The 26,370-nt window shown below is 55.7% G+C and carries 22 protein-coding genes; 8 read left to right on the top strand and 14 right to left on the bottom strand.

The features are described 5' to 3' along the window. Nucleotides 1-5: 5 nt before the first annotated feature. The 7 genes from Q0835_RS12085 to Q0835_RS12055 all read right to left on the bottom strand — a co-directional run bounded on the left by Q0835_RS12085 (nt 6) and on the right by Q0835_RS12055 (nt 9,437). Nucleotides 6-800 carry a hypothetical protein gene (locus Q0835_RS12085; RefSeq protein WP_298812971.1) on the bottom strand — a complete coding sequence of 265 codons (795 nt, stop codon included), beginning with the start codon at nt 798-800 and terminating at the stop codon, nt 6-8. A gap of 11 nt (nt 801-811) precedes the next feature. After that, entirely contained in the window at nt 812-2,068 is a 1,257-nt protein-coding gene (locus tag Q0835_RS12080; protein WP_298961618.1) for a glycosyltransferase family 4 protein, read from the bottom strand. Next, nucleotides 2,068-2,907, bottom strand: coding sequence for a class I SAM-dependent methyltransferase (locus Q0835_RS12075; RefSeq protein ID WP_298812973.1), 840 nt, complete (start codon nt 2,905-2,907; stop codon nt 2,068-2,070). Before Q0835_RS12075 ends, Q0835_RS12080 begins: the two co-directional genes overlap by 1 nt. After that, on the bottom strand, nt 2,904-5,114 hold the full coding sequence (locus Q0835_RS12070) for a glycosyltransferase (protein ID WP_298961424.1): 2,211 nt from the start codon (nt 5,112-5,114) through the stop codon (nt 2,904-2,906). The genes Q0835_RS12075 and Q0835_RS12070 overlap by 4 nt, the downstream gene beginning before the upstream one ends. A gap of 99 nt (nt 5,115-5,213) precedes the next feature. Beyond that, on the bottom strand, nt 5,214-5,816 hold the full coding sequence (locus Q0835_RS12065; RefSeq protein WP_152500337.1) for a calcium-binding protein: 603 nt from the start codon (nt 5,814-5,816) through the stop codon (nt 5,214-5,216). A 494-nt stretch (nt 5,817-6,310) separates the two neighbouring features. Beyond that, nucleotides 6,311-7,687, bottom strand: coding sequence for an HlyD family type I secretion periplasmic adaptor subunit (locus Q0835_RS12060; RefSeq protein ID WP_298961421.1), 1,377 nt, complete (start codon nt 7,685-7,687; stop codon nt 6,311-6,313). Nucleotide 7,688: 1 nt separating this feature from the next. Beyond that, nucleotides 7,689-9,437 carry a type I secretion system permease/ATPase gene (locus Q0835_RS12055; protein WP_298961419.1) on the bottom strand — a complete coding sequence of 583 codons (1,749 nt, stop codon included), beginning with the start codon at nt 9,435-9,437 and terminating at the stop codon, nt 7,689-7,691. 440 nt (nt 9,438-9,877) lie between these two features. On the opposite strand from Q0835_RS12055, the gene Q0835_RS12050 reads away from it, so the two are divergent. The 6 genes from Q0835_RS12050 to rfbA are packed head-to-tail and all read left to right on the top strand — an operon-like array spanning nt 9,878 to nt 15,058. Beyond that, the gene (locus Q0835_RS12050) at nt 9,878-10,312 is read left to right on the top strand and encodes a MarR family transcriptional regulator (RefSeq protein WP_247649361.1); all 435 of its coding nucleotides are present in this window, start codon (nt 9,878-9,880) and stop codon (nt 10,310-10,312) included. Nucleotides 10,313-10,325: 13 nt separating this feature from the next. After that, nucleotides 10,326-11,609 carry a glycosyltransferase gene (locus Q0835_RS12045; RefSeq protein WP_298961416.1) on the top strand — a complete coding sequence of 428 codons (1,284 nt, stop codon included), beginning with the start codon at nt 10,326-10,328 and terminating at the stop codon, nt 11,607-11,609. After that, nucleotides 11,606-12,196 (top strand): dTDP-4-dehydrorhamnose 3,5-epimerase, encoded by a 591-nt coding sequence (gene rfbC / locus Q0835_RS12040; protein ID WP_298961413.1) that lies wholly within the window; start codon nt 11,606-11,608, stop codon nt 12,194-12,196. Before Q0835_RS12045 ends, rfbC begins: the two co-directional genes overlap by 4 nt. After that, on the top strand, nt 12,184-13,245 hold the full coding sequence (gene rfbB, locus Q0835_RS12035) for a dTDP-glucose 4,6-dehydratase (protein WP_298961410.1): 1,062 nt from the start codon (nt 12,184-12,186) through the stop codon (nt 13,243-13,245). The genes rfbC and rfbB overlap by 13 nt, the downstream gene beginning before the upstream one ends. Further along, a complete protein-coding gene (gene rfbD / locus Q0835_RS12030; RefSeq protein ID WP_298961407.1) occupies nt 13,242-14,153 on the top strand; it encodes a dTDP-4-dehydrorhamnose reductase in 912 nt (303 codons plus the stop codon). Before rfbB ends, rfbD begins: the two co-directional genes overlap by 4 nt. Continuing rightward, entirely contained in the window at nt 14,150-15,058 is a 909-nt protein-coding gene (gene rfbA, locus Q0835_RS12025) for a glucose-1-phosphate thymidylyltransferase RfbA (RefSeq protein ID WP_298813002.1), read from the top strand. Before rfbD ends, rfbA begins: the two co-directional genes overlap by 4 nt. A gap of 29 nt (nt 15,059-15,087) precedes the next feature. Here the strand turns inward: rfbA and Q0835_RS12020 are convergent, their stop codons facing one another. The 6 genes from Q0835_RS12020 to Q0835_RS11995 form a co-directional block, all read right to left on the bottom strand. Next, nucleotides 15,088-15,978 carry a PfkB family carbohydrate kinase gene (locus Q0835_RS12020; protein WP_298961616.1) on the bottom strand — a complete coding sequence of 297 codons (891 nt, stop codon included), beginning with the start codon at nt 15,976-15,978 and terminating at the stop codon, nt 15,088-15,090. Beyond that, nucleotides 15,978-17,033 (bottom strand): sn-glycerol-3-phosphate ABC transporter ATP-binding protein UgpC, encoded by a 1,056-nt coding sequence (gene ugpC, locus Q0835_RS12015; protein ID WP_298961404.1) that lies wholly within the window; start codon nt 17,031-17,033, stop codon nt 15,978-15,980. Before ugpC ends, Q0835_RS12020 begins: the two co-directional genes overlap by 1 nt. Before the next feature lie 4 nt (nt 17,034-17,037). Beyond that, on the bottom strand, nt 17,038-18,534 hold the full coding sequence (gene argH, locus Q0835_RS12010; protein WP_298961402.1) for an argininosuccinate lyase: 1,497 nt from the start codon (nt 18,532-18,534) through the stop codon (nt 17,038-17,040). Beyond that, nucleotides 18,531-19,334: a carbohydrate ABC transporter permease gene (locus Q0835_RS12005; RefSeq protein ID WP_152504174.1), complete on the bottom strand. Its 804-nt coding sequence runs from the start codon at nt 19,332-19,334 to the stop codon at nt 18,531-18,533. Before Q0835_RS12005 ends, argH begins: the two co-directional genes overlap by 4 nt. Before the next feature lie 80 nt (nt 19,335-19,414). Next, nucleotides 19,415-20,314 (bottom strand): sugar ABC transporter permease, encoded by a 900-nt coding sequence (locus tag Q0835_RS12000; RefSeq protein WP_298813009.1) that lies wholly within the window; start codon nt 20,312-20,314, stop codon nt 19,415-19,417. Between the two features lie 66 nt (nt 20,315-20,380). After that, nucleotides 20,381-21,622, bottom strand: coding sequence for an extracellular solute-binding protein (locus tag Q0835_RS11995; protein ID WP_298961614.1), 1,242 nt, complete (start codon nt 21,620-21,622; stop codon nt 20,381-20,383). Nucleotides 21,623-21,757: 135 nt separating this feature from the next. On the opposite strand from Q0835_RS11995, the gene Q0835_RS11990 reads away from it, so the two are divergent. Next, nucleotides 21,758-22,918, top strand: coding sequence for an ROK family transcriptional regulator (locus Q0835_RS11990; protein ID WP_298813011.1), 1,161 nt, complete (start codon nt 21,758-21,760; stop codon nt 22,916-22,918). A gap of 16 nt (nt 22,919-22,934) precedes the next feature. Beyond that, on the top strand, nt 22,935-25,268 hold the full coding sequence (locus tag Q0835_RS11985) for a PIG-L family deacetylase (RefSeq protein WP_298961399.1): 2,334 nt from the start codon (nt 22,935-22,937) through the stop codon (nt 25,266-25,268). Between the two features lie 58 nt (nt 25,269-25,326). Here Q0835_RS11985 and Q0835_RS11980 read toward each other — a convergent pair whose 3' ends face one another. Then, a complete protein-coding gene (locus tag Q0835_RS11980; protein ID WP_298961395.1) occupies nt 25,327-26,157 on the bottom strand; it encodes a nitroreductase family protein in 831 nt (276 codons plus the stop codon). Nucleotides 26,158-26,370 lie beyond the last annotated feature (213 nt).

Genomic DNA, 26,370 nt, shown 5'->3' with positions numbered 1-26,370 from the left:
TCAACCTACCTCCAAAGGCCGCCGGCTGTGGCAAACAGCATGCCGCCGACAAAGCCAAGAAGAATTGCCAGCAGTAGCAAGTGAACCTTGAGATTGTTCTGGCTCTTGTCGCCAAGTTCCGTGAGCCGGCTGTCAAAACCCTTCAGAGTAGTATCGAACCGGAGCAGGAAGACCTCGAGCTCCTTCACCCGCTGGGACAGTTCCCCCTGCCCGCCCTTGAGGATGGCAAGGGCTTCACCGAGTTCGCCTTCGTTTGACGCAAGCGCATCAATGCGTTGAACAGTCTCGCGCAACAGCTTTGTGGCGTCGCGCTGTCCGATGGCGCTTTGGCGTTGTGCCACGATCAACCGGTCGACCTTCTCCATTACCAGAGCCAGCGGCATGGCAACGGCTGCCTCGGCGGCCCGCTCTTCTGCGCTCGGTCTCGGCAACTTGAGTTGCGCGTCACCTTCCGGCGTTTCAGCAATGACGGTCAGGCCTTCAAGAGCAGAGGCGACAGCCTGCGGCAATTCAATATCGAAGGCGTAGTTGCCATCGCCTATACCGTTTCGTTTCAGATCGACCCGCGGGTTCTCTGCAACTTTGCTGAGGACCCGTTCTCCGTCATGAAAGACATGAATAGTCATGCGGTCGCTGGGGCTCGAGGCATCCCAGGCCCAACCCAGCAGCCGTCCGTTTTCAAACGCGTCGACACGTCCCTGGAGCCTGGCGGGCACCGCTTTGACCTGATCCACATCGGTAACATCCGATCCGGAACCTTTGTTTTCGCTCTTTACCTTTTCAAGAGAAGTCACACTCATATCGATCCTCCTCAGGCAGCAGGTGCGCGCGGCATTGAGTGCCGGCCTTGAAAGAGACCTAGATATTGCTCGGCAACGACCGCCACGGAGGGGGGGACGCGCACATTTGCCGCCAGGTTTCTATAGAGTTCTGCGTCTCCGGCAGCCATCGCCATGGTGATCGCCAGACTAACGGGATCATTCTTGCGAACATGAAGCCCGTCGATGCTGTCCTTGACAGCCTCTGCCATGCCTCCGACACCGCTGGTGATGACAGGGCGGCCATGCTGTTGAGCTTCCGCGATGACCAACGGAGCGTTTTCCCACCACACGGACGGCACGACCACCCAGTCGACCGGTTCCATGAGGCTGGCAACTTCATCGGGTCGGTAAGCACCGAGCCGTTGCACGTTCGGCGCTGTTTCTTCAAAGAGCGCATCGATACGCTTGACGAAATCCTTGTCCTGAAATGGTGCCCCGCCATGGACCCGGAGTTCAAAATCAAGATCCTTGTCCTTTAGCAGGCGAGCTGCCTGCAGGAGGACTTCGATACCTTTCCAGGGTGTCAGATTGCCAAAGTAGCCGAACACCGATTTCGGCTCATTAGTAGCCGCCCGACTGGCCACAGGTGTGGTCTCCGGTCGCCCGTTGCTGATGATCCTTATCTTCTCTGCTGGAAGCCCCCACCGCACATAGACGTCCCGCAGGAACGCACTTGGCGCAACGAATTCATCCACTGCGGCCAAATGGGTCTTGATGAAGCGCTCCCGCAAGCGCAGATCATTCGGCTTGGCGTCTGGAAGACAGCGGCACAGTCCGCCCGAACCCAGGGCCGCACAGGCCTCATCCGGACTTTTCATCAGGACACCATCATTGGCGCAGATCGCATAGTAGTCGTGAAGCGTCATCACGATACGCACATCCGGGAGCGCGCGACGCAACAGGACTGGGAGCTCGACCCCGAAGAGCAACAAATGGTGTATGTGAACGACATCCGGCTGGAAATTATCAAGCAAGGTGCGCATGTCCGGCACGAAAGCCTGCAAATCTATCTGACTCATGTTGAACCGGTCGAAATGACCTGCCCACATCAGCAATTCATCACCGCTGTCACTGATCGCCTGAAAGCTGGTGCCTGGATGTGGATCGCGGTGCAAATGGTTCGTCGCACCGACAAAGAGCGATTGATGCCCTGCCTTGCGATACGCCTTGGCAAGCTCCAGCGCGACAGTTTCCGTCCCGCCGGGATGCAGATCGGGGTGATTGTGAGCAAAGACGAGAATGCGCATCACGTCACCTCCGCATTTGTCTTCAAGGCAACGAAAAAATCCTGATAGTGCAGCGAGCTGCTACCGCCACGCCAGTGCCCCAGCCGTTTGACGGCCAATTCGAACCCGGCGGCTTGCAATGCGCTTTCGATGAAACCATCGTCGAAAGCGACCGCCATCATTGGCTCCTTTGCATCGGCAAACCAGGCGGGTCCCTCACCCGCCCGCTGAAAAGTGATGCGCGGCTTGGCGTCTGGGTTTTTGTCCGGAAGCATAACGAACGCAGATACGAACAAGCGTCCGCCTTTGCCCAGAAGGCGCGAGATTTCCTTGAAATAAGGTCCAATTTCTTCCGCCGGCAGATGCGTGACGACGGACGTCATGATGGCAAAATCGAAAGCACCGGTCGCAAACGGCAAGGCCACTTCGCTGCCTCGGATATAGCCTTCGGGATTGTAGAGCGAGTTAGCAACATCAAGATGCGCGAACCGAAAGTTCGGATAGACCGACGAAATATTTCGCGTACACCACTGGATGCCCGCAGAAGCCGGATCAAAACCGACATAACGTGCCTTGGCCTGATCGAGGAACTGCGTGAGTGGAACTGCCATTCTGCCAATGCCGCAGCCGACATCCAGCACCTTCTCGTGGTCCCGCAGTCCGCCAAGCTCGATAAAGTGCCCTAGGAATTCGGTCCCAATGGCGAGATAATCTCCGTCGCCGACAAAATTGTCTTCGCTCGGCGGCACCGGAAGGAACCGATTGCGCAGAACATAAGCCTGTAGATCGGCAAGCCGTTCTCCGCTAAGTGCGACAGGCAACAAACCCGCCGTATCCCGAATGAGAACCGGCGAATTCATGCTCTTGATCCTTCTTCACGCAGGGCCGCAGCCCCCATAAGCGCTACGATGTCCTCTTCCCACCGCGATTGATGAAGCCAGCGATTGTACTGAGAGGCGACACCGCCGGTGTAGTCATCGTTCTTGCGGATGGAGACCCGCTCGAAATGGTAGAGCTCGGCGTCGCCGATGTAGCAAATCTTCCGGTTCAGCTTCCTGAGTTTCAAGCAGAGGTCACTGTCTTCGTAGTCACCGACAATGTAGTCGTTGGTGAAACCTCCGACGGCATCGAAATCTTCCTTCGCCAAAACCATGCAAGCACCGGTTACGCCGGGCACCTCACGTGAGGAGCTCGCTTCGGGAAACTGCCTCGGAAAACCCTTGAAATAATGGTGATTGAACCAGCGCCCCTTGTCGTCTTGAATGAACTTGAGGCCTGCGTGCTGGATTGCATTGTCTGCGTATAGCAGCTTGCCGCCGACAGCCCCGATCTGCTCGTCCATCATCAGGCTGGCGCACAACTGTTCCAGCCAGCCTGCCTCGATCGGCACGACATCGGAGTTGATCATGGCAAGATAACGACCGCGTGCGGCCTCTGCGCCGGCATTGCAGGCAAGGGCGTACCCGCCGTTGCGTTCCATGACCACAAGGCGCAAAGGCAATCCATAGAGCAGATGAAAGCCAGCGAGCAGATCCTCAACGTGCGTGACCTGCTGTGGCGAGTCGAGCACGAAGATGATCTCCGCATTTTCCGCGAGCCAGCTGTCCGTTGAAAAGGTAGCCAGCTGGGCCTTGATGAAGTCGAAGACCTTGTAGAGAGGAATGACAATTGAAACCGTCGGATTCGTCAGCATCGCTCCGAACGTAATCTCCTTGGGCGCTCCAACCGAATGACGAAAGCGCTCCTGGATTTCGGACAGAATGTGCGACAGGCAACCGGACATGACTTCATCGCTCATGTGCCGAGGAGTTGCCACGGAAAGTGCTTTTGCCCTGACTTCGCAAATGTCGCTCGGCTGTGGCGGCGGGACCAGCGAAGCCCGCTCGCCGGAGGCCAGCCTGAGTTCGAAACGGGGTTGAAGATTGTGCCGCAATGAGCCGCCGACCGGCGCAAAGGCAACAAATCGCTTGATTGCGTATCCACCCTGCGTTTCCGGCAGGACACCGTCAAACGTCATAAGCTCCAGTGGAATGGGAGCATCGGTACCAGACAGAATATCGATCCCGCGATAGGTCTTTCCGGGGTCTCGCATCCACCCTCCAACCAGAACTCCGGCCTCTCCGGCCAGTGCCGTTTCGACTGAACAGAAGGATGTCGATTCAGCAAGCGATCCATGGCGTCGCGCTGCCAGCGGTTCATTTGATTGCATGTTCAAAACAGCCGCCTCGGCCTCCTCGGACCGTTTTCCGATTTCGGCAATGAGGTAGTCCCGCACTTCCGGCAGCTTCCGGGAATTGGTCCCCCACCAGGAGCTTAGCGAGCGTCCAGCGTTTTCAACCGCCATTCTGCGAATGGCGAGGCCCCACGCCCCGGCAAGTACGAGAAACCCGTTTTGCGGGGGCTGATGAAGCTCAACTGAGCCGAGATACAGTCTGTTCCTGCCGTTGTTGTGGGGAACGTTGCAGCCTGCGCCATCAAGGCGCTGAATGCCGAAATCTCCAATCAAAACAGCAGTTTGGATTTCGGCACTATCGCTATTGAGCAACGTCTCGAGAATGTGCACTGTTCCGACACTCGCTACAAACTCGACAACCGGAGGCGTATCATTGACAGAGCGGAGAAGCTCGCGCGCAAAATCGACAAACTTGCGTGATCGTGACAGCCGGAACATGCCTGACCAGGCATTCAGAAACGTCGTGACGAAAACCGCACAGGCGGCCTGACTGAGACCATTCGTAATGGCAAAGGCATCGGCCGCCGGCACCGATTGGGTAACATCTACCGCCAAACGAGCCTCGGAACCGATTGCGCCAGCCGTCAGTTTGAGATCCAGCCTGGACTTTTCCTTCAAGGAAAAGGCCCAGACGATACGCGATCGACCATCCAGACGCGCAAGCCTGACGCTTGCGATAGAACCGAATGAGCTTGTGGTTTGCTCTTCAAGCCGTGGAGCTGCATTCACCTGATGAGGGGGATCCCACACAAGAAGACAGACCCCCGACGTCAATTGATAGATTTGCGGCGACTCAAAGTCCGCCTCGGCGTATTTGCCCAGCGTCTCGAGCATCTGTATCCTTCGATTGAGGGTCTGCAAAAGCGGCGCAGGCCCAGTGCCGGAAACCGCCGCTCGGGCGCCCGGATAACCGCGCGCCCGGGACGTGGCTTATCAGGAGACGACGATATAGCCTTCAGGATTGTTCTGAAGCTCATCGGCATCGACATTGTTGAGCGTCACGGTGTCGCCGTTGCCCAGATCAATGACCGTGTTGTTGCCCACCTGCGTCGCACGTGCGGCAACATCAGCAGCAGAAGAAACGCCGGTGCTGTTGATGTTATTGGAGATCTGAACCAGATCACCCACCTGGAAGTCCATCACGATGTCATTGCCACCGCCACCGGTGAACACGAAGACGTCGTGGTTACCACCACCGAACATCACATCGTTCCCTGCGCCGCCATCAATCAGATCGGTACCTTCGCCACCGAAGATGATGTCGCCGCCGTCACCGCCTTCAATGTAGTCGGAACCACCGCCACCGAAGATCGTGTCACTGCCATCTCCACCCAGAATGACGTCTTCGCCACCCTGACCAAAGATTTTGTCGGCGCCATCTTCGCCGGCGATCACGTCACCGCCGTTCCCACCGAACAGAAAGTCATCGCCCTCGTCCCCGAGAATGATGTCCGATCCGCCCAAGCCGAAAATAAAGTCTTGGGCATTGGTACCTTGCAGGAAATCCTGGAAGGCGCTGCCTTCAATTGTAGCCATTGCAAACTCCTGAACTTGCCTCGTTGAAATGACGTCCCGCGAACCGCGGCACACCGCACTGCACAACGACCGCCTTTCGCTATGCAGCACTGACAATACACAATTATTACTGATAGCAAAGAGAAGAATAGTGAAAAAATAAGGCAATAGTTTGAATAAACGAAATTAAAATCAAATTATTCAGTTCTATACTTTAAAAATACGATGAATTTATTCAATTTTTGTTTTGAATTTCAAAATAAAATCAAATAAACCAAATATGCTCTTATAGATTGTATTTTTTATTTATATTTTTCAGATACTTGTGTGATTTTTGGCAAATCTCATCGTTATTTGAGGCAAGTTTATACTTTAAATTACAACCAAAGTTTGCATCTTCTAGCTGCAGGCAATCAATCTGATGCTGCATTGCGACACGCCCGCAAGGCCTTCAATGCCGGCACTCGTGACAAGGCTGGCGCCTGTACTTTGGAAACCAGGAAGAATACGGCCGCTCAATCTTCTCTGAAGGCGCGATTGAGGCTGTCCGAAATTGGCTCGACGAGATATTCGATTGCTTTGCGGGCGCGCCGAACAATGAGCACCTCGGCTGGCATACCCGGGTAAAGTGCCAGGTCGGGCCTCCCTTGCAATGCATCAGGTGTCACCTCCGCCCGCACAACGTAGAACGCAGCCTGCGTCTGCGGATCGACAGTCTGATCGGCGGCCACAAAGGTCACCTCTCCGACAAGCGGACTGGCACTGCGCCTGTTGTAAGCGGTCAACCTGATACGCGCTTCGGAACCTACGCTCACAGAATCAATATCATTGAGATTCATGCGCACTTCGACGAGCATCTTTTCGTCACGCGGCACGATATCCATAATCGCCTTACCTGGCTCGATGACACCGCCTGGCGTGCGCGTTTCAATATCGGAGACAATTCCGGCCTGGGGTGAATTGACCACCAACCTGTCGAGAACATCCTTCGCGGATACGATCTGCTCGTTAGTAAGATTGAGATCAAGCTGCGTTTCGAGGATTTTGCTGGCAATCTCGCTTTGCCACTCCTGCTCGGCCTGCAGCAGCGCCACTTCCGCTCCCTGCCGCGTCTTTTCGGCACGCGCTTTCTGCGCGATGAATTCACCGCCGTCTCCAATCATCTCGCTCAGTTCGAGCTGGACGTCACTCAACATGGCCTTCGAGGTAAATCCCTTTTCTACAAGCGAGGTCAACGCTGCGACCCGCTCTTCAAGCAGTGCACGCTGTTGCCCCGTGGCTTCGATCTGCGCCTGAGTGGCTTCAATCTGCGCGGCATACTGTTCGATCTCCTTCTGCTGAAAGGAGAGCTTTCCCTCGTAGACCTGACGCCGTTTTTCAAAAAACCGGCTTTCAGCAGTAAGAACGTCTTGCGTCAACGGAGCATCACTTTCCAAAAGCTCCTTGGGAAAGTTGATGTCTTCCGCCCCGTCCCGTTCGGCCCTCAGGCGGGACAACATAGCGAGCAGGCTGACGCGCTTGCCGCGCAACTGGGCAAGTTCCGCCCGTGCGCGTGTATCGTCCAGCTCCACCAGAGGCTGTCCGGCATCTACAAAATCGCCTTCCTGAACCAGCAATCGTCGCAGGATCCCGCCTTCCAGGTGGCTGATGGTTTTTCGCTTGCTGTCAACAATCACGCTGCCGGTTGCGACAGCTGCACTGTCCAGATCGGCAGTGAAGCCCCAAAGAAGAAAACCGCCGAACCCGATCGTCACCGCCAGTACGGCAGCCAGCAAGGGCTTCTTCAGGCTCGGTGGACGCGCGTCATCCGCCGTAAGCCCCGACTTCCAATATGCTTCGACGGGCTCTTTGGACGCCGGCCCGGTTTGTAACTGACTTTGGTCTTCTGACATTTTATGCGACCTCTCCACTGCCGGGCAGAGACCGATTGGCTCCAGGCGTAGGCAAGCGCCGTGTGATACTGCTGACAACATCCGTGCGGTCACCGAACTGGCTGACGCGCCCGTCCTCCAGCACAAGGATCTTGTCGGCAACTTCCATAATGGCTGGCCTGTGCGCGATCACGATGACGATGGCCTCATTTGCTCTTGCCTCTGCAATGGCGCGCAGCAGGGCGACCTCTCCCTCGGTATCCAAATTTGCATTGGGCTCATCGAGCACCAGCAAGCGTGGCCCTCCAAAGAGAGCACGCGCCAGTGCAACACGTTGCTTCTGACCGCCGGAGAGCGTGTACCGATTGTCGCCGACGGGCGTGTCGTAACCCAGCGGCATCCGGCCGATCATCTCATGCACTCCCGCCGAGCGCGCTGCGTCGATCACCATCTGCGGGTCGGCTTCGTACATGCGCGAGATGTTGTCTCTCACGGATCCGTCCAGCAGAGACACCGACTGCGGCAGATATCCGACCATGGCACCGAAAGAAGCCCGCTCCCACAGGTAGACATTGTTTCCGTCCAGAAAGACCCCGCCTGTTGTCGGCTGGAGCACACCGACAAGCAGGCGGGCGAGCGTCGATTTTCCGGCGGCAGAAGCACCGACGACGCCAAGAACCTCACCAGGCTCAAGAGAAAACGAAATGCCTTTGATCACCGGAACCGGCGCATTTGGTGGCGCGAAGACCAGCTTCTCAACCTTGAGCGCCCCCTGACTGGGCGGCGTTGGCACGGTCTGACGCAGCGAGGAGTGATTCTCAAGGACGTCTCGAACCCTGTTCCAGGCCGTCAGGGCGAACACCCATTGGCGCCAGTTTTCAGTCATGTTGTCGAATGGGGTCAGCAGTCGGCCCATGATGATACTTGCGGCAATCATCGTACCGGCAGTGACCTCCCCCTTGATGACAAGATCAGCACCTAGCGCCAAAACGGCGATCTGCATACCGAACCTTATGCTACGGGTTAGAGCGTGAATGGCCTTGCCGCGCCGGCTGCCCATGGCCATCAGCTCGGCTGCGTGCAATTGACCCTTGCGCCACCGTCTCGCGAGAGCCGGCATCAACCCCATCGCGTCGATTGTTTCCGCATGACGGAGGGTTGATCCGATGGTCGCAACGTTCTGCAGGTTGGCCGTGCTCGCTTCTTTCAACAAGGGACGGGTGAGCATGTCGGACAAAAGATTGAGACCGATAAGCGTGACGGCCGAGACAACCGCCAGCAGACCATAGAATGGATGCAGCGCAAACAACACGATCAGGAACAATGGTACCCACATGGCTTCAAGCGGTGCGCTGATTGCATTGCTCGTAATGAAAGTCCTCAGGTCATTGAGATCACGCAGCACCTCGGAAGCCATGCTGCCTCCTTTCTCAAGGGAGGATTTCACACCCGCCTCGATCGCCGTCAGATTGAGGCGACGGACCAGCTCGCTGCCCATGATCTGGAAAATCTGACTTCGAATGAACTCTAGAATTGCAAAGAGCACCAAGCCTGCAACTGCAATGATCAGAAGCATATTGAGCGTATCGAGGCTCCGACTGTTCAGGACACGGTCATAGACCTGGAGCATGAAGAGCGGAACCACCAACTGTAAAAGCGTGATGAACCCGCTCAAAATCGCAGCGACAGCCAAACCGGTTGCAAAGGTGACCCTGGCCTCTCTGATGAGGCGAAACGGATCAATAGCGGCCGGTATTGATTGCTCAGCCATTTACAATTCTCCAAATATTCAACCGATAGATGTGTTCGCAAGTGCGAAAAAAAACAAATTTGCCCAGAAAACGACACATCTTTTCCCTAGTAATGATGAATGACTATAGATTAAATCGAGTCAACTAACGCCTTTAATTGTGGCGATCGATTGACGAGTAGTAGAAAGTTAAAATTAAAAACAATGAATGCACTGAAGTGCATAGAAAGGGAGCAATTTAGCGATGAGATTAGTTCGAATTTAGTTCGAATATTGGCGGGAGTTCGGGGCACATGCACGATATATTTAAAGAGACGGTGTCTGGCATAAATGGCCACACGACGACTATTAAACCTAGAGTTGAGGAAAATGGCAGCAGATCGATCGACACAAACAGGAATAAGAGTGCTCCCCAAACCCCGCATGTAAATCACTTTGATCTCGTAAGAATTATCGAAAGAATGTACCGACGATATCTCGATCGCTTGCGCATCGATCTCATTCGAATTGGTGCAGACGACATTTCCCCCGCGCACGCGATGCTGCTGTTTACTATCGGAGACGATGATCTTTCTGTTCGTGATCTGATGGATCGCGGCCACTATCTCGGCTCGAATGCATCCTACAGCCTGAAGCAACTGGTTCAGTCTGGATATGTTGATCGCACAGCATCGGCTCGCGACAGGCGCTCGGCCCGCATCCGCCTCACGGACAAGGGCAAACAGCTTTGTGCCGACATAAAGACCGCAGATGAGGTCAATCAGGATCAGGTCGTTCAATCCGAGAAGGATTTGCAAGCGCTTGAAGAGACATTCGCGATGCTGCGCAAGCTCGAAGTTCTTTGGGCAACAGACCTGCAGCGGGCGACGCCGCGCCTTGACATGAACCGGTTCTGACCGGAGGCGATCCATGCATATCGTGTTTGTGCACCGGCACGGGCCCGGCCAGTTTGTTCACTTGGCCCAGCGCCTGATTTCCGATGGTTGGACCGCAACGCTCATTTGCGAAAGCATGGATCGTCCGGTGCCGGGTCTGCGCGTTTTCCTTTATGGTGAAAATTCAGGCAGACAAGGTGGAGCGGGCGAAAACGCCGGCGGCGGATCCGTACCCTATATCGTCGCTGGTCGAAGAGTTGCAGATATTCTGAACAGGCTTAGCCTGAATGGCCGGAAGCCCGACCTCGTCATGGGCCACATTGGTTGGGGGGGCATGATGTTCGTGAAGGATGCCCTGCCGGACGTCCCCGCTATTGGCTACTGCGAATACTATTTCCAACCGCAAGGCGGCGATCTCGGATTTGCACCCTCTGAACAGGTATCATTCCAGCATCGCCAAACGGTGCGACTGCGCAACGCGGTTCAGCTGGCAACGCTGGAGCAAATTGATGTCGGCATCAGTCCGACTGCCTGGCAAAAAAGCCGCTTCCCGCAGGAATTCCAATCAAAGATCGTCGTACAGCACGAAGGGATAGACACTTTACGGGCGCGCCCCGACGCGGTTGCAGGTTTTCGCCTGCCAAATGGCCAGCTTATGACTGCCGGTGATCCCGTCGTCACATTCGCTGCCCGCAGCCTTGAGCCCTATCGTGGCTTTCCACAATTCGTCAAAGCAGCGGCCCAGGTTGCCGCCCAAATCCCGGAGGCACAGTTTGTCATTGCCGGAGGCGACGGGGTCAGCTACGGCCACCAATCGGGAAAAGGTTCTGAGCTACGCAACAGACTGGTCGCAGAAACAGGTTTGCCGCAGGATCGCACGCACTTTCTGGGCCGGGTTCCACATCAGAACCTCATTCAGCTGTTCCAGGTGTCAGCTGCCCATGTTTACCTGACGTATCCCTTTGTTCTGTCCTGGTCGTTCCTGGAAGCAATGGCGTGTGAAGCACCTGTCATTGCGTCAAACACGGCGCCTGTTCAGGAAGTGATCCGCCACAAGCGCAACGGAACACTTGTTGACTTCTGGGACACAAATGCACTTGCCGAGGAGATTTGCTCAGCTCTAATCGACCCCAAAAGCAGGTTCGATATGCGCCGGGCCGCGAGAAGAACCGCTGTTGAACGCTTTGAACTCTCAGGCTGCACCCTACGACTGCAATCAATGCTGCAAAAGGTGTCGAAGTCGCGTGCCCGCACGTCGACACCTGCGAAAATCAGCGAGCAAACACGACAGCCGGCAGTCGAGCGGGGTCTCGCATGAAAGCGATGCCGACAGAGATTGCCGAGGTGTTGCACATTGTGCCTGCCTGTCACCAGGATGCTCGCGGACATTTTGCGGAGACCTATAGCAGATCCGCTCTTGAGCCGTTTGGTGTGGCTGCCGATTTTGTCCAGGACAACTTGTCCTTTTCCAGGCGGCAAGGAACTGTCCGTGGCCTCCACTTTCAAGCGCCTCCATATGCACAGGCTAAACTCGTTCGCTGTTCCAGCGGATCAATCTTGGATGTCGCGGTGGACATTCGGTATGGGTCACCAACCTTTGGCGCGCATGTCACCAGAGTGTTGAGTGCTCAAAACATGCATCAGCTGTTTGTCCCGGCCGGATTTGCCCATGGGTTTTCGACGCTCTCGCCAAATACAGAAGTTCTTTACAAGGTCGATGCGAACTACGCCCCGCAATGCGAGCGTGGCATACGGTTTGACGACCCGGACCTGGCGATAGACTGGCAACTCGGCAACGACCCGGCCTTCCTGTCTGACAGGGACAGAGACCTTCCCAAGTTCACTGCCCTGCCACCTGTATTTATGTTTGCTGACATGACCGAGGTGTCCGAATGCCTATCCTGATCACCGGAGGAGCCGGCTTTATTGGCACAGCTTTGTGCCGACACCTGCTTGAACATTCCGATGATGAAATCATCGTGCTCGACAAACTCACCTACGCGGCCAACACCAAGGCCGTTGCCGAGCTCAGCCGGAACCCACGCTACACCCTCGTTCAGGCGGACATCTGTAATTTCGGGAAGGTTGATCGAGTTCTCCGACGCTATAACCCATCTGCCGTTTTGAACCTTGCCGCTGAAAGCCATGTCGACCGATCGATCGAGAATGCAGCCGACTTCGTGGAAACGAACATCAAGGGTACGATGGTGCTGCTGGAGGCAATCAGAAAATTCCTCGCATCGCTCAACAGCTCAGAAGCAGAGTCTTTCCGGTTCCTGCACGTCTCGACGGACGAAGTGTTCGGAGATCTTGCAGACCTAAGCGGCAACAGTATTTTCAAGGAAGACACACCTTACAATCCCTCATCACCATACGCGGCCAGCAAGGCCGCGTCGGATCACTTGGTTCGCGCCTGGTGCCGCACATATCGAATCCCGTCGATCATTACCAACTGCACCAACAATTACGGCCCTGAACAATATCCCGAAAAGCTGATCCCGCTGGTCTGCAAGCATGCAAGGAACGGTTGGACGCTTCCGGTTTACGGCGACGGACATCAGACCCGGGACTGGATTCACGTTTCGGACCATGCTCGCGCTCTTCAAATGGTTCTGAAAAGTGGGAGACCGGGACAAACCTATGCGATTGGAGCCCGCAACGAAGTCTGCAATCTCGACCTGGTTCGTCTGATTTGCCGGACATTCGACAAACTCGTTCCCGAAAGGGCTCCACACGAACATCTGATCCGTTTCGTCACTGACCGGCCTGGGCATGACCGGCGCTATGCCGTTGACCCGCAAAAGGTCGAAGTCGCAACTGGGTGGAAGCCGGAAGTCGACTTCAAGGAGGGTATCGAGAATACCATTCGCTGGTATCTGAACCAGAAACCCGAGGCCAACTATCTACCCCATCAAATCCCGGCGCTGTCCGCTTCTGGCAGAGCCACAGCATGACAGTGAGAACCAGGGTTCTGGTTGCCGGCAAAAACGGCCAACTTTCAAAGTCTTTGAAAGTTGCCTCTGCGGCTGCAACCGACCTTGAGTTCTGTTTCTTCGACAGACACGCGCTGGACGTCACCAAGGCTCAAAGCTGTAGCGCGATCATTGACCGGCTGCGGCCGGACTTCGTCCTGAATCTCGCTGCCTATACCAGCGTCGACGATGCCGAACGCTTTCCAGATGACGCACACAGCGTGAATGGCGTCGGTGCCGGAAACCTTGCTCAGATATCCGCAGTTCACGACATACCGATCATTCACATCTCAACCGACTACGTTTTCGATGGTGAAAAACGATCACCGTATGACGAGACTGATCGCACAAACCCGGTCAATACCTACGGCATTTCGAAGCTGGCAGGCGAGAACAGCGTTAGCCGTCTCAACCCGAAACACATCGTGCTTCGAACGGCATGGCTCTATTCGCCTTTCGGATCGAACTTCGTTTCCTGGCTGCTTTCTATGGCTGTCGAAGGCCGTCCACTTCGTATCGTGGCCGATCAGGTCGGCAATCCAACGTCGGCACTGGACCTGGCAAAGTCATTGGCAGATCTTATCCGCCAGCTCGACAACACGGATTGGACCAACCTGTCCGGCACCTATCATCTGGCGGCCCCGGAGCCCCTGTCCCGCTTTCAGTGGGCAAAAAGGGTAGTCGCCCTCTCCGGTGAATTGTACGGCCCAACCTGTCAGGTCAGCGCAGCTGCCACGACCGAATTCGCAACTCCTGCCACAAGACCATTGCGGACCGTACTCAGCATGGACAAATTCCAGAATACCTTCGGACTGAAGTTCCCCCCTATAGAGCAAAGTATCGGTGATGTGCTGCAGGCATTGCCCCGATCCAGGAAGGTTGCGCAATGAAGGGTATTGTTCTTGCCGGCGGTTCAGGCAGCCGTCTTTATCCCATCACCCTGGCCAGCTCCAAACAGCTCTTGCCGGTCTATGACAAACCGATGATCTACTATCCGCTGACGACATTGATGCTCGCCGGACTGAAGGAAATCCTTGTGATCTGTACCCCACAGGACATCGGCGGCTTTCAGCGCCTGCTCGGAGATGGCCATCAATGGGGGATCAAGCTGCAATACGCTGTTCAGGACCATCCTTCAGGCATCGCTCAGGCATTCCTGATAGCGGAGGACTTTCTCGCCGGAGATCGCTCCGCACTCATCCTCGGAGACAACATCTTTTTCGGTAAGGGGCTGCCGGAAAAAATGCTTTCAGCAAGAAAGCAGTCGCAAGGTGCAACGGTATTTGCTTATCAGGTCCACGATCCGGAACGCTATGGCGTGGTTGAGTTCGACACCGACTATCGAGCCGTCTCAATCATCGAAAAACCCACCCAACCGCGAACCGATTGGGCAGTTACCGGACTTTATTTTTATGACGCAGATGTCGTTGACGTCGCAAAATCCCTGAAACCTTCTGCCAGAGGCGAACTTGAGATCACAGACATCAACAAAGCCTATCTGAACCGCGGCCGACTGAACGTCGAAAGGCTGGGGAGAGGTTTTGCCTGGCTTGACGCAGGCACTCCTCAGTCCCTGTTGGATGCTGCCTCGTTCATACAGACACTTGAATCGCGCCAGCGACTGAAAATCGCCTGCCCGGAGGAAGTTGCCTACCACCAAGGCTGGATTTGTAAGGAAGAACTGCAACATCTGGCCGACAAGGTCTCCGGTTCGGCCTATGGCACTTATCTGAAGTGGCTGGCAAATGAACCTTCCAGAACCTTGCACGAATTTGAAAATGCGCTCGCGTCCTGATCAGCCGGCTGAGATACCTCGCAGTCTGGTCAGGACGCCAGCTCGTTGCCGACGGACCAGGCCGCGCCACCGGGAGACTGGACCGCTTGAGCACCGCACCGATTGCCGATTGCCAGACAGGAAGCCACATCTTCCCGGGCTAGCCAGGCAGACAGGAAGCCGCCATTAAAGGCATCACCTGCGCCAGTGGCATCAATCACCTCAACTCTGTTTGCTGCAGCATGGACAGACCCTTCGGCGCGAATTGCCGTTGCACCGGACGCACCTTCCTTGACAACAACAAGCGGCCCGCCGCCGGTCTGAAGACCTGAAGCTTCCAATGTTGCGAATTCGCGCTGGTTCGGCAGGAAAACATCAACGGCCTGAACGAGGCTGGACACCTCTGCGCCCCGTGCCAACAATGCGTCGTCCCAACCACAATCAAGCGAAATACTCCAGCCAGCCTGACGGGCGACTCCAAGCACATCAGGGTTCTCACAGAGGCTTTTCAGCTCGCCGATATGCAAGTGTCTGATTGACCTGAAGCCAGGAGCAGACGAGTTCAAAGCCGGAAAGGCGGCACCGGATTTCTGGCTCAAAAAGGATCTGTCCCCTTGAAGAGGTATCGCAACAGTAATTTGTGGCGAAGCATTGGGGGCGGCCGGTGTGCACGTAGAAAGGTCCAGCCCTCTTTCCCGTCCTTCCTGCAGGATCACTGTCTCAAAAGGGGCTGCCGGTAACACGCCGCTTAGCGCAGTTTGCCAGCCGAGCGCGGCAAAGGCGGCAGCCGTATTGAATGCACCGCCACCTGCATGCAGTGAAACACCTTCAGCGAAGACTTCGGACCCAAGGCTCGGCATTCTGGGAATGCCGGCAAATACCAGATCGCAATAGATCCGCCCGATGCACAAGACCTGGGCTGATGTGTCCGAGTGCAGCATCACAACAACGCGGCTCCGGTTTCAGTGTCGAAAAAATGCAGCGTTTCCGGCGCTGCTCCGAGCTTGACATCATCACCCACCAAGACGCCGCTCTTGCCCGGCACTTTCGCGACGATCTCGCCGTCAGGTCCGTTCACATAAATCAGGGTCTCAGAACCGAGTGGTTCGCGAACGACCACCTTACCGGTGACAATCGGGTTATCTGTCTCAATGGTCAGGTCATCCGGCCGAACACCCAAAAGCATCTCACGCCCGTCCTGGGTTGTCTTGCCTGGATTGATGCTGCCACCGCTCTTCAGCCTTATCTCCTCGCCGCCGCCGGTGATATTGATCATGTTCATGGATGGCGCGCCGATAAATTGGGCCACAAAAGTATTTGCGGGCGAATAGAAGACCTCTTCCGGCGTTCCGACCTGCTGAATATGGCCGTCTTTCATAATCACAATTCGGTCCGCAAGCGTCATGGCTTCCACCTGATCGTGCGTCACAAAAATAATTGTATTGCCGACCTGCTGATGAAGCTTCTTGATTTCCAGCCGCATCTGGGTCCGCAATTGCGCATCGAGATTGGACAGCGGTTCGTCGAACAAAAACACGGCCGGCTGGCGGACCATGGCACGACCGATTGCAACACGCTGACGCTGACCACCCGAAAGCTGCGAGGGCTTTCGCTCCAACAAGTCGGTCATGTCCAGTATGCGGGCAACATCCTCAATCCGCTTTGCCTTTTCTGCCTTGCTCAGGCTCGACGTCCAGAGGCCAAAAGCAATGTTCTTGCGAACAGTCATATGCGGATAGATGGCGTAGTTCTGGAAGACCATCGCAATGTCGCGGTCCTTCGGCTCCAGATTATTGACCACGCGGTCTCCGATCCGAATTTCGCCGGCGGTTATGTCTTCAAGACCGGCGATCATGCGCAGACTGGTGGATTTGCCGCAGCCGGACGGGCCGACGAAAACAACAAACTCGCCATCCTTGATATCCAGGTCGATGCCGTGCAGGACTTCAACCTTCCCATAGGACTTGGTCAGCTTGTGCAATGACAGGTTCGCCATGGGTTCAAGTCTCCAGAAGCGATGAAAAGGTTTGGTCAAGAGCGGTTGCAGCTGCATCGTAGCGCTGTCTGCGCGCGCTCTGCCGGCTTGCAAGCGCGGACAGCTGGTCGCGATAACTCACAAGGGCATGACGCAATGCCTGCGGTGCAGGCCCGCCCAGCCGATCACGGCAGGAAACGAATCTCTCGGGAGATACTGCGGTTTTGTAGCCATCGGAACTCAGGTTCGGATCACGACCGGTTTCCTGGGCAAAAGCAGCTTTGAAATGGTTGAACCCGTCTCTCAGCGCAGTTTCTTCTGCAAGTACGCCCCTGGACGTTGCGGCCGCGATCTCATGGGCTTGCCGGAAGCTCAATCCCTCGTCACGCACAAGCGTGTCAGCCAATTCGGTAATGGTGACACAGGCGGCATCTGCGTTTTTGCGCACCCGATCTTCATTGATCCGGGCCGCAGAAACGAACGCAGCCAGCAATCTCAGGACCCGGCTCCCGCTCTCAAAAGTCGCGTATCCGGCTTGCTGCACCTCGCCTTCGCTATCATTCATGTCAGTGAAGGGTGTGTTTCGCATTGTGTCGACCATAACGTCGCATCGCCCTGCCGTGACGGCCGACAAGTGGCGCATATGCTCGATTGGAACCGGATTGCGTTTCTGCGGCATGATCGAGCTGATCTGCACAAAGCTGTTGGGCACATAAAGCTGGCCGACCTCGAAAGAAGACCAGAATGCCAGATCCTGGATCAGACGGCCGAGATGGACATAAACGAGTTTCAGGGCCGAATAGAGACCGGTCACGTAGTCAACGGACGCGATGCAACCATAAGAGTTCATCACAGGAGCTTCGAAACCAAGTAGAGCGGCTGTTCGCTGCCGGTCTATCGGAAAGCCAGTCGTTGTGATCGCGGCAGCGCCCATCGGGCAATGATCGATCGTATCCATGGCAAGTGCGAGACGCTCCATATCCCTAAGGAGAACTTCCAGCGCCGCACACAGATAGTGACCGAAAGTGGATGGTTGAGCGGGTTGGCCATGGGTATAGGCAACAATCAGGGTTTCGGCTTCCCGCTCGGCCTTGTTGATGAATGTTCGGGCGAGGTTCTCAGCTTCCCCCCATAACTTGTCCATGCGCGTTCTCAACGCCAGCTTGAACAAGGTATGGTCCATGTCGTTGCGTGATCTTGCGGTATGGAGCATGCCCCCAAGGTCACCGAGCTTCCGGCGCAGCAACGCTTCAACGTAAAAGAAATAATCTTCATGTTCGCCGGTGTAGACCAGCGACGCCACATCGACATCATCGTCGATCTCGGACAATGCAAAGGCGAGCGGTTTCACCTGCGCCGGCTGCAAAATGCCTGTCTCCGACAGCATCACCAGATGGGCCTTGTTGATGGCAGCCATGTGCCCGGCATAGTTTGCCTTCACACCCTCAAAGAGGTCTGAAAGCACGGTTTCCTTGTAGACAGGATCAGGAAATTGAGAAGTATCCTTGACTGGTCCGGTCATCCCTTGAGCCCCGCCATAACGACACCTCGAATAATGAAGCGCTGGAATATCAGAAAGACGATAAGTGTCGGGATCGTGGAAATCGCCGCCCCGGTCATGATCAGTTCCCAGGCAACGTCAACTTCATCTCCAAAGCCTGAAAGACCGACCGGGACCGTGTACATCTCGACGGAATTTGTGACGATCAACGGCCAGAGAAAAGCAGTCCAATTGCCCAGGAAGACAAAAATCGCCAGAGCCGCCAAGGCCGGCTTGACCAATGGCATGGCAATTTTCCACCAGATCTGGAATTCATTCAGACCGTCGATGCGGGCGGCCTCGAGAAAATCATTCGGAACGCTCTCAAAAAACTGCTTCATCAAGAACGTGCCGAAAGCCGTCATCAGGCCCGGGAACATGATGCCCCAATAGCTGTCGAGCCAGCCAAAAGCCTGGCTCATCGTATACCAGGGAATGACCAGCATCTCCGTCGGGATCATCAGCGTCGACAAGATGGCGATGAAGACGATGTAGCGGCCGGGAAAGCGGAATTTACACAAGGTATACCCGACAAGGCTGTCGAAGAAGAGATTCGAAACCGTTGTAATCAGTGCAATGATGATGGAATTCACGAACCAGAGATAAAAGCGTCCGTCTTCAAGAACATAAGTGTAGTTCTCGATCGTTGGCTCTTCCGGGATCAGATTGACGTTGTAGACTTCATGGGGCCACTTCAGCGACGTCGAGATCATGTAGACGATCGGTGCGATCATCAAAATGCCGCCGAGAAACAGAACCATCCAGCGCAAGATCTGACCCATATTGGCAGGTTTCTTGGTCTGGGTCGCAAAGACCGCATTGACCGAAGCACGTGGCAGCTGGCCAGGGTTTGTCGCAAGGCTCACGTGTTGTCCCCCTTCAGGATCCAAAGCTGAAGAAGGCTGACCACCAGCAGGATAAGAAAGAGGACGACGGTCTGTGCTGCGGCATAGCCCATGTTAAAACTGCTGAATGCCGTTTCGTAGATCATCAGAACCAACGGTTTCGTGGAATTGAGCGGCCCGCCCGGATTGTTTGTCGTCATGTTGAAGACATGGTCGAAAATCCGAAGGAAACCGATTGAAGAGAAGACGACGATGAATACGATCGTGGGTTTCAGGAGCGGCAACGTGATGCGGGTGAGCACCGTCCACCAGCCGACACCGTCGATCTTGGCTGCCTCATAGTAGCTTCCTGGAATTGCGCGCAGCCCCGCCATGAAAATAATGACCTGAAATCCGAGGCCCGCCCAGATTGCAGGCGCCAGAATGGACGGCAAGGCATTGGTTGTCGAATTCAGGAATTCGATTTGCGGGATGCCGATCGAAGCCAGCAAATTGTTGAAAAGGCCGATCGGAACAGGCTGATAGAACCACCTCCACACCCACGCCATGGCAACCGCTGATGTCATGAACGGCAGGAAATATAGCATCCGCAGGAAGCCGTGCAGAAAACGTGTCTTGTCGAGGTGATATGCGATCACGAAGCTGATCACCAGCGAGACCGGTGTACCGAGCAAAAGATAGGCAAAGGTGTTACGGAAAACCTTCCAGAAAACCGGATCGTTCCAGAGCTTCTCGTAGTTTTCCAGCCCCGTCCAGGTGCGCGTGCCAAGGAGATTCCACTCCTGAAAGGAAATCACGAAAGCGGTGCCCGTCGGATAAAAACGGATCACCACATAAAACAGGACAGGGATCGCCAGAAACAGCCATGCCCATACAATCTGCTTTTGCCTGATGGAGAGGTTCTTGTAGGCAGACATGCCGCACCGTGCGATCGTTGGAAAAAAGGACTGCCGCGAGGCGGCAGTCCGTTCGCTTAGACGGTCTTACTTGTAGTAGTCGTCGAGGACTTTCTGCTCTTCAGCAGCAGCTGCAGCCAGGCTCTCTGCCGGGTCCTGACCTTCAATATCGATCCTTGCAACCATGTCCACCATTGCCTGGCGTTGTGCTGATTCATTGGCAAATTTGGTGGTATTGGCGTAGGCCAGACCACGAATGAACGGCCCGAAGGTCGGATCATTCGCGTTTGCCTCGACCATACCGACCGACGGCTTCGCCGGCAGTTCACCTACAACATCCAACCAGAGTTGCATTGCCTCGTCGGAAGTCAGGTATTTCAGGAACTTCACGGCCGCGTCGTATTTCTCGCCTTCCGCCTTGGAGGTGATGCCGTTCACCCAGTAAGACGAATAATTCGACCTCGCGCCATCGGGCCCGGCTGGAAGTTCCGCAACGCCCCATTTGAGGCCGCGAACCTTGTTCAGAGATCCGATCCTGAAAGAACCGTCGATGTGCATGCCGGCGCGGTTGCCCTTGAAGGCCGCCTGCGGCTCGTCCATGAAACCGGACTGAGTGACTTTGTGCTCTTTCTCCAGGTCGACATAGAAGTTCAATGCGGCCAACCCGGCATCATCCGTGTAGTTTACGGTCTTGTAGTCTTCCTTGTATGGCTCACCACCGAACTGGCGCACCAGGACCTCGCGCCACCAATGGTGATCCTGCGCGGTCATACCGGTGGTAATGCCAACCTGTGTGATATTGCCGGCACCATCGACCTTCGTCAGTTTCTTGGCGGTTTCGACAAGTTCTTCAAGGGTCTCGGGCGGGTTTTCAATTCCCGCTTCATCAAAAAGCCGGGTGTTATAAAAAAGTGCCAGAGAACGCACGGCGGTCGGCAGAGCGTAATACGCGCCATCCCGCTTCATCGCCTGAACCATCGGAAAAAATTCTGCATCGATGGCTGCCGGGTCAAACTGGTCTTTCGGCAACGGCTGGATGAGATCCGCCTCGATGTAGTCGTTTAGCCAGCCATAGAAAAGCTGCACAACGTCCGGTCCCTCGCCGGCCGGAATGGCCGCCGCAACCTTGGTGCGATAATCCGCATACGGAAAATGGGTCATCTTCACTGTGATGTCGGGATTGGCGGCCTCGAATTTTTCGATCAGCTGCTCCATCGCATCAACTCGTGCGTCGAAGAAATACTGCCAATATTCGATCTCGACAGCCATTGCAGAACTGCCGAACAAGGTGGCCAGAGCGGTTAACCCACTCAGCGCCATGCGCTTCATGTATTTTGACATTGCTGATGCTCCCGTCTGGATGCGTGCACGCTTGGTCTGGAGGGACGGTCTTTGCCGCCTACATGAAAATTGATTAAGTCAAATAAATTGAATTGTCAATTTTCTTGAGTTATTAGATCGAACATGAAAGTCGAGACGCAAATCAGAGGGTCCAACCCGTTGCGTAGCCGGAACCGTAACCGGCAGGCGGTCCTTGGCAGCATTCAGGCCGCGGGCACGATGGGCCGCGCCGAAATCGGCCGTTCGCTCGGACTGACGACACAGGCCGCGTCCAACATAATCGCTGAATTGCTGGCAGATGGCCTTATCGAAGAAAAGGGAACAAGAGTTTCGGGTCGTGGCCTGCCTGCCGTCTTGTACGGTCTGAACCCCAAAGGCGCCTATGCTTTCGGTGTTGAAATCAGGCCCGATGCCATCTTCACCGCTCTTGTCGATCTTTCCGGGGCACAGATCAGCACGCAGCGCACGGCGCTTGAAGACAATTCGCCCGCAGCCGTATGCGATCATGTGCTTCGGCTGCGCGACACCATGATCGCATCATCGCCCATTTCACTGGATGCCATCCTTGGAAGTGGCATCGTCATGCCTGGACCGTTTGGTGACACGGGTCTTTCTGGGCGCAGCTCCGACCTCAAGGGCTGGGAAAACACCGACGCACAGAGCCTTTTCAAGGAGACGCTCGGAGGCGTTGTCGAACTCTCCAACGACGCGAATGCCGCCGCGCTTTCCGAAAGCCTGACCGGTGTTGCACAAGGCATCGGCTGCTATGCGTTTCTTTATTTCGGCCGCGGACTTGGCCTCGGCATTGTCCAGGATGGCAGGCTTGTTTCGGGGGCATTCGGAAATGCCGGAGAAGTCGGCCATATTCCCTTCCCCGGGCCAAATGGTCCTGCTCCCTTGGAAAGCTTGCTCAGCCGGGATTCCATTCAGACATATATCGGCAGCAAGGGACCGATAGATCTCGACGGGATTTCAGAGCTCTTCAGCACCCAAGATCAGCGATTGGCAGACTGGCTTGAAAGAGCAGCAAACGCTTTGGGACACGCAGTTCTGACGCTTGAAAACCTGCTCGACCCGCAGACTATCATTCTGGGTGGCGCCATGCCGCCTGAACTCATCGACCACCTGATTTCAAACTGCCCGCTTCCGTCCGCGTCGATTGCCAATCGCAACGACAATTTGCTGCCAAGGCTGCAACGCGGCACGTGTGGGCGCCTGACCGCTACGCTCGGTGCGGCATCACTGGTCCTGCACAGCGCCTTCACTCCAATTACCGTTTCTTGAACCTGAGGACACATCCATGCCATTGACTGATCTGCACCGGATATCCCGGCAGAAGGACGACCCATTTCTGGTTCAGCTCTGGCGCGCTCTGATCCCGTTGCGCTCGGTCGTGTCTTTCATGAATACCGGTGCTCATCCGGACGACGAGACGTCCGAGATGCTGGCAAGTTTCAGCCTCAACCACGGCATAGATCTTTCCTACGCCTGTTCGACACGCGGTGAAGGCGGACAGAATATCATGGGGCGCGAGGCAGGTGCCGCACTCGGGGTTCTGCGTACAGCGGAGATGGAGCAGGCTGCCGACATTCTCAACATGCGCCTCTATTGGCTGTCGGAAACACCTGATGACACAATTTTCGATTTCGGGTTTTCCAAGTCGGGAACCGACACCTTGCAGACCTGGGACCACAAGCGCACCTTGAAACGTTTCGTCGACATTCTGCGTGAGGAACGGCCTGACATCATTTGCCCGACCTTTCTTGATGTGCCGGGACAGCACGGCCACCATCGGGCCATGACCCAGGCGGCGGAGGAAGCAATGGAACTGGCCGCCGACCCTGCCTATACCGAAAGCAGTTACCCGGTGTGGCAGGTTTCCAAAATGTATTTGCCTGCATGGTCGGGCGCGGGACAGTCTTATGATGACGACCTGCCACCGCCACCGGCTACGATCGAAGTCTCGGGCCATGGCCGCGACCCCGTCACCGGCGCGACCTTCTTTCAGCTCGGTGAACAAAGCCGGGCATTTCACAAGAGCCAGGGCATGGGGCGATGGATTCCCAAAGGCCGCGAACACAATTGGCCGCTCCACCTTAAAGTCTGCAATTTGCCAGATGGTAAAGCGTCCCTGGAGGCTGGCCTGCCATCAACTCTGAAAGACCTTGGCAGCACGCCTGAACTGACCAAAGCCCAGTTGGAAATCGAAGCAGCATTAAGCGCCTTCCCCGACGCTTCAGCCATTTTGAAACACGCAAGCGCTGCCCTCTCTCAATTGCGAGCAGCCGCTCCAGATATCTCGCCGGTGCATAGCCACAGGGTTGCTCGAAAGGAAAGCCAGCTCTCAACGCTTATTCGGGTGGCAGCCCAGGTTGATTGCTATGGCTGGCTTGAAAAAGATACCCTTAAGCCTACCGACCAGGCATCAGTCTCGACCGAAATCGATCAAGGCGAAGCCGAACAACTTGATCTGTTGCTCCACCTCCCAGATCACTGGGAAGGTGACCTGACTTCGATCCGAACCGTCAATGCCCCAATCAGCGATCCTTACCCTTCCCGATATCTTCCCGATCAACCGGAAGCGCCATGCCTGAAACTCGAGCTGACAACTCACGGCGTCAAAAGCAGGACCCTCATTCCGTTCGACATACCGCCACAAGTCCTGCCTGAACGAAGTGCCGACCTGACACCGTCCTCAGTTGTCTTGAACCTTTCCGCCGCGGTCAAAAAAAAGCCCATCAGGCTCGGCAACGTTTCGTCGCTAGACGCCTCAAAAACGCTGGATGCTCTGGAGGGCTGGACTGTCAGCAGCACCGAAACCGGGTTTGATGTTGCAGCGCCGGGCAATCTCTCCGGGGGGCTTTATCATCTGCCTCTGCTCCTTGACGATATACCCGCCGTGAGCATTCAGACCATCACACGGGATGATCTTCCGCCCAGATCCTTGTGCCGGCCCGCAAAGGTCTCGATACGGGTCGTTGACGCAGGCACAACATCTGCCCGAATTGGATATGCCGGCGGTGGCAATGACCGGGTCGACTATTGGCTCCAACAGCTTGGCTTGAACGTAAGCCAAATCTCCCGCAACGATCTTGAAACCGATGCGGCGCTTTCCCGGTTTGACACCATTGTCATCGGAATTTTCGCAATGAAGTCGCGCTCCGACGTGTTTGAGGCGCTGCCTGCCCTTCACCGCTGGGTTTCAAACGGAGGCACACTGCTAACGCTCTACCATCGCCCATGGGACAACTGGCAGCCAGCCTCAACGCCTCCGGCGCATCTTGAAATCGGTCAACCGTCGCTGCGCTGGCGCGTAACTGACGAAACCGCTGAGGTCACCGTCCTCGACCCAACGCATCCGCTTCTCAACCAGCCCAACGTCATTGGGGCGGATGACTGGTCCGGCTGGCACAAGGAGCGCGGGCTTTACTTTGCAAAATCATGGGATCCGCAATATGTGCCCTTGCTGCAAATGTCGGATCCTGGCGAAGCACCACACAAAGGCTCGCTTCTGGCCGCAGACATTGGCCGCGGGCGGCATGTCCATTGCGCGCTGATCCTGCATCATCAAATGGAAAAACTTGTTCCCGGCGCATTCCGCCTGATGGTGAACCTTGTTACACCGAGGCAATGAAAATCCGTCCTGAGATCCCTGGAATCGCTGCGCTTATTCGCAGGTGCCCAGGTTTGGGTCAGGAGAGATTGAAGCCTTTCGCCCGGATGAACGCTCCAAAAGCGTCGCGTTCAGGCAGGGAATACTGACGGCTTTTGTCCTCCGACCACCCATAGGTTATTGCTGTTCCAAAGATTTCCGTCGCACGCTGACGGTCATAGGGCTGTTGCACTTCCCTCCTGGTGTCATAACCGGCGATGACTTGTGCCGGCTCGTCTTCGCTATAGCAGTCCTCGTGGATGGTTACGGAAAGAGGCAGGCGCAGACTGATGGTCGGGGTCGCCCTGACGGGATAGCCGAATGCCAGCCCGGCAACCGGAAAAACGTGATCCGGCAATGCCAGAAGTTCGCTGACCTTGTCGGCTTCGTTTCGAATGGCGCTGATTGGACAACACCCAAGGCCAACGGCTTCGGCGGCAGTGACAAAAGCCGCGAGCGCAATGCCTGCATCGACGGCGGCATTGAAAAACGCATCCAGATGATCGTTTGCAAAAGGGCGTCCGTGCAGCGCATGCACCTGTCGCTGTCGCCTGTTGTTTCCGCAGAAGACGGCAATGTTCGGAACCTTGCCGAGCCACTCAGCCGTACCTGCCAATTGCAAGAGACGTTCCTTGATCGCCTCGTCGCGGACAATGATGATGTCACGCTGCTGAAGATCGCTTTTGGTGGGCGACGCCAGGGCCGCTGCGCACAACAGCCTGAAAAGCGCAGGCTCCACTTGCCGATCCTGAAAAAAACGACAAGAACCACGCTTCAACATACTTTCAAGCGACTTTGCTTCAGCACCAAGACCATTCAGATCAAGCTCTTCGCCGTACCTGAGTTGAAGTTGGTCAGAAAGTGAATTCATTGAGGTGCCACCCTTGAAATGCCGGCCTGACAGACAATCCCATAAGCTACTTGCGCCCCTCCAACCAGACACCGGAATTGGCAGCAGGTTCGCAAGTTCCTGACACTAGACCGGATATCCGTCGTAAACTGCAAGGCCCTGCCATTGGAAACCTTTGATGCAGCCGTCAGGACCTCGGCACATTTCGAGTGCGTGAAGCAAAATAGGATTGGT

This window comes from uncultured Roseibium sp. (assembly GCF_947499295.1).
Taxonomy (GTDB): Bacteria; Pseudomonadota; Alphaproteobacteria; order Rhizobiales; family Stappiaceae; genus Roseibium.
This window is presented reverse-complemented; position numbering and strand designations above follow the sequence as displayed.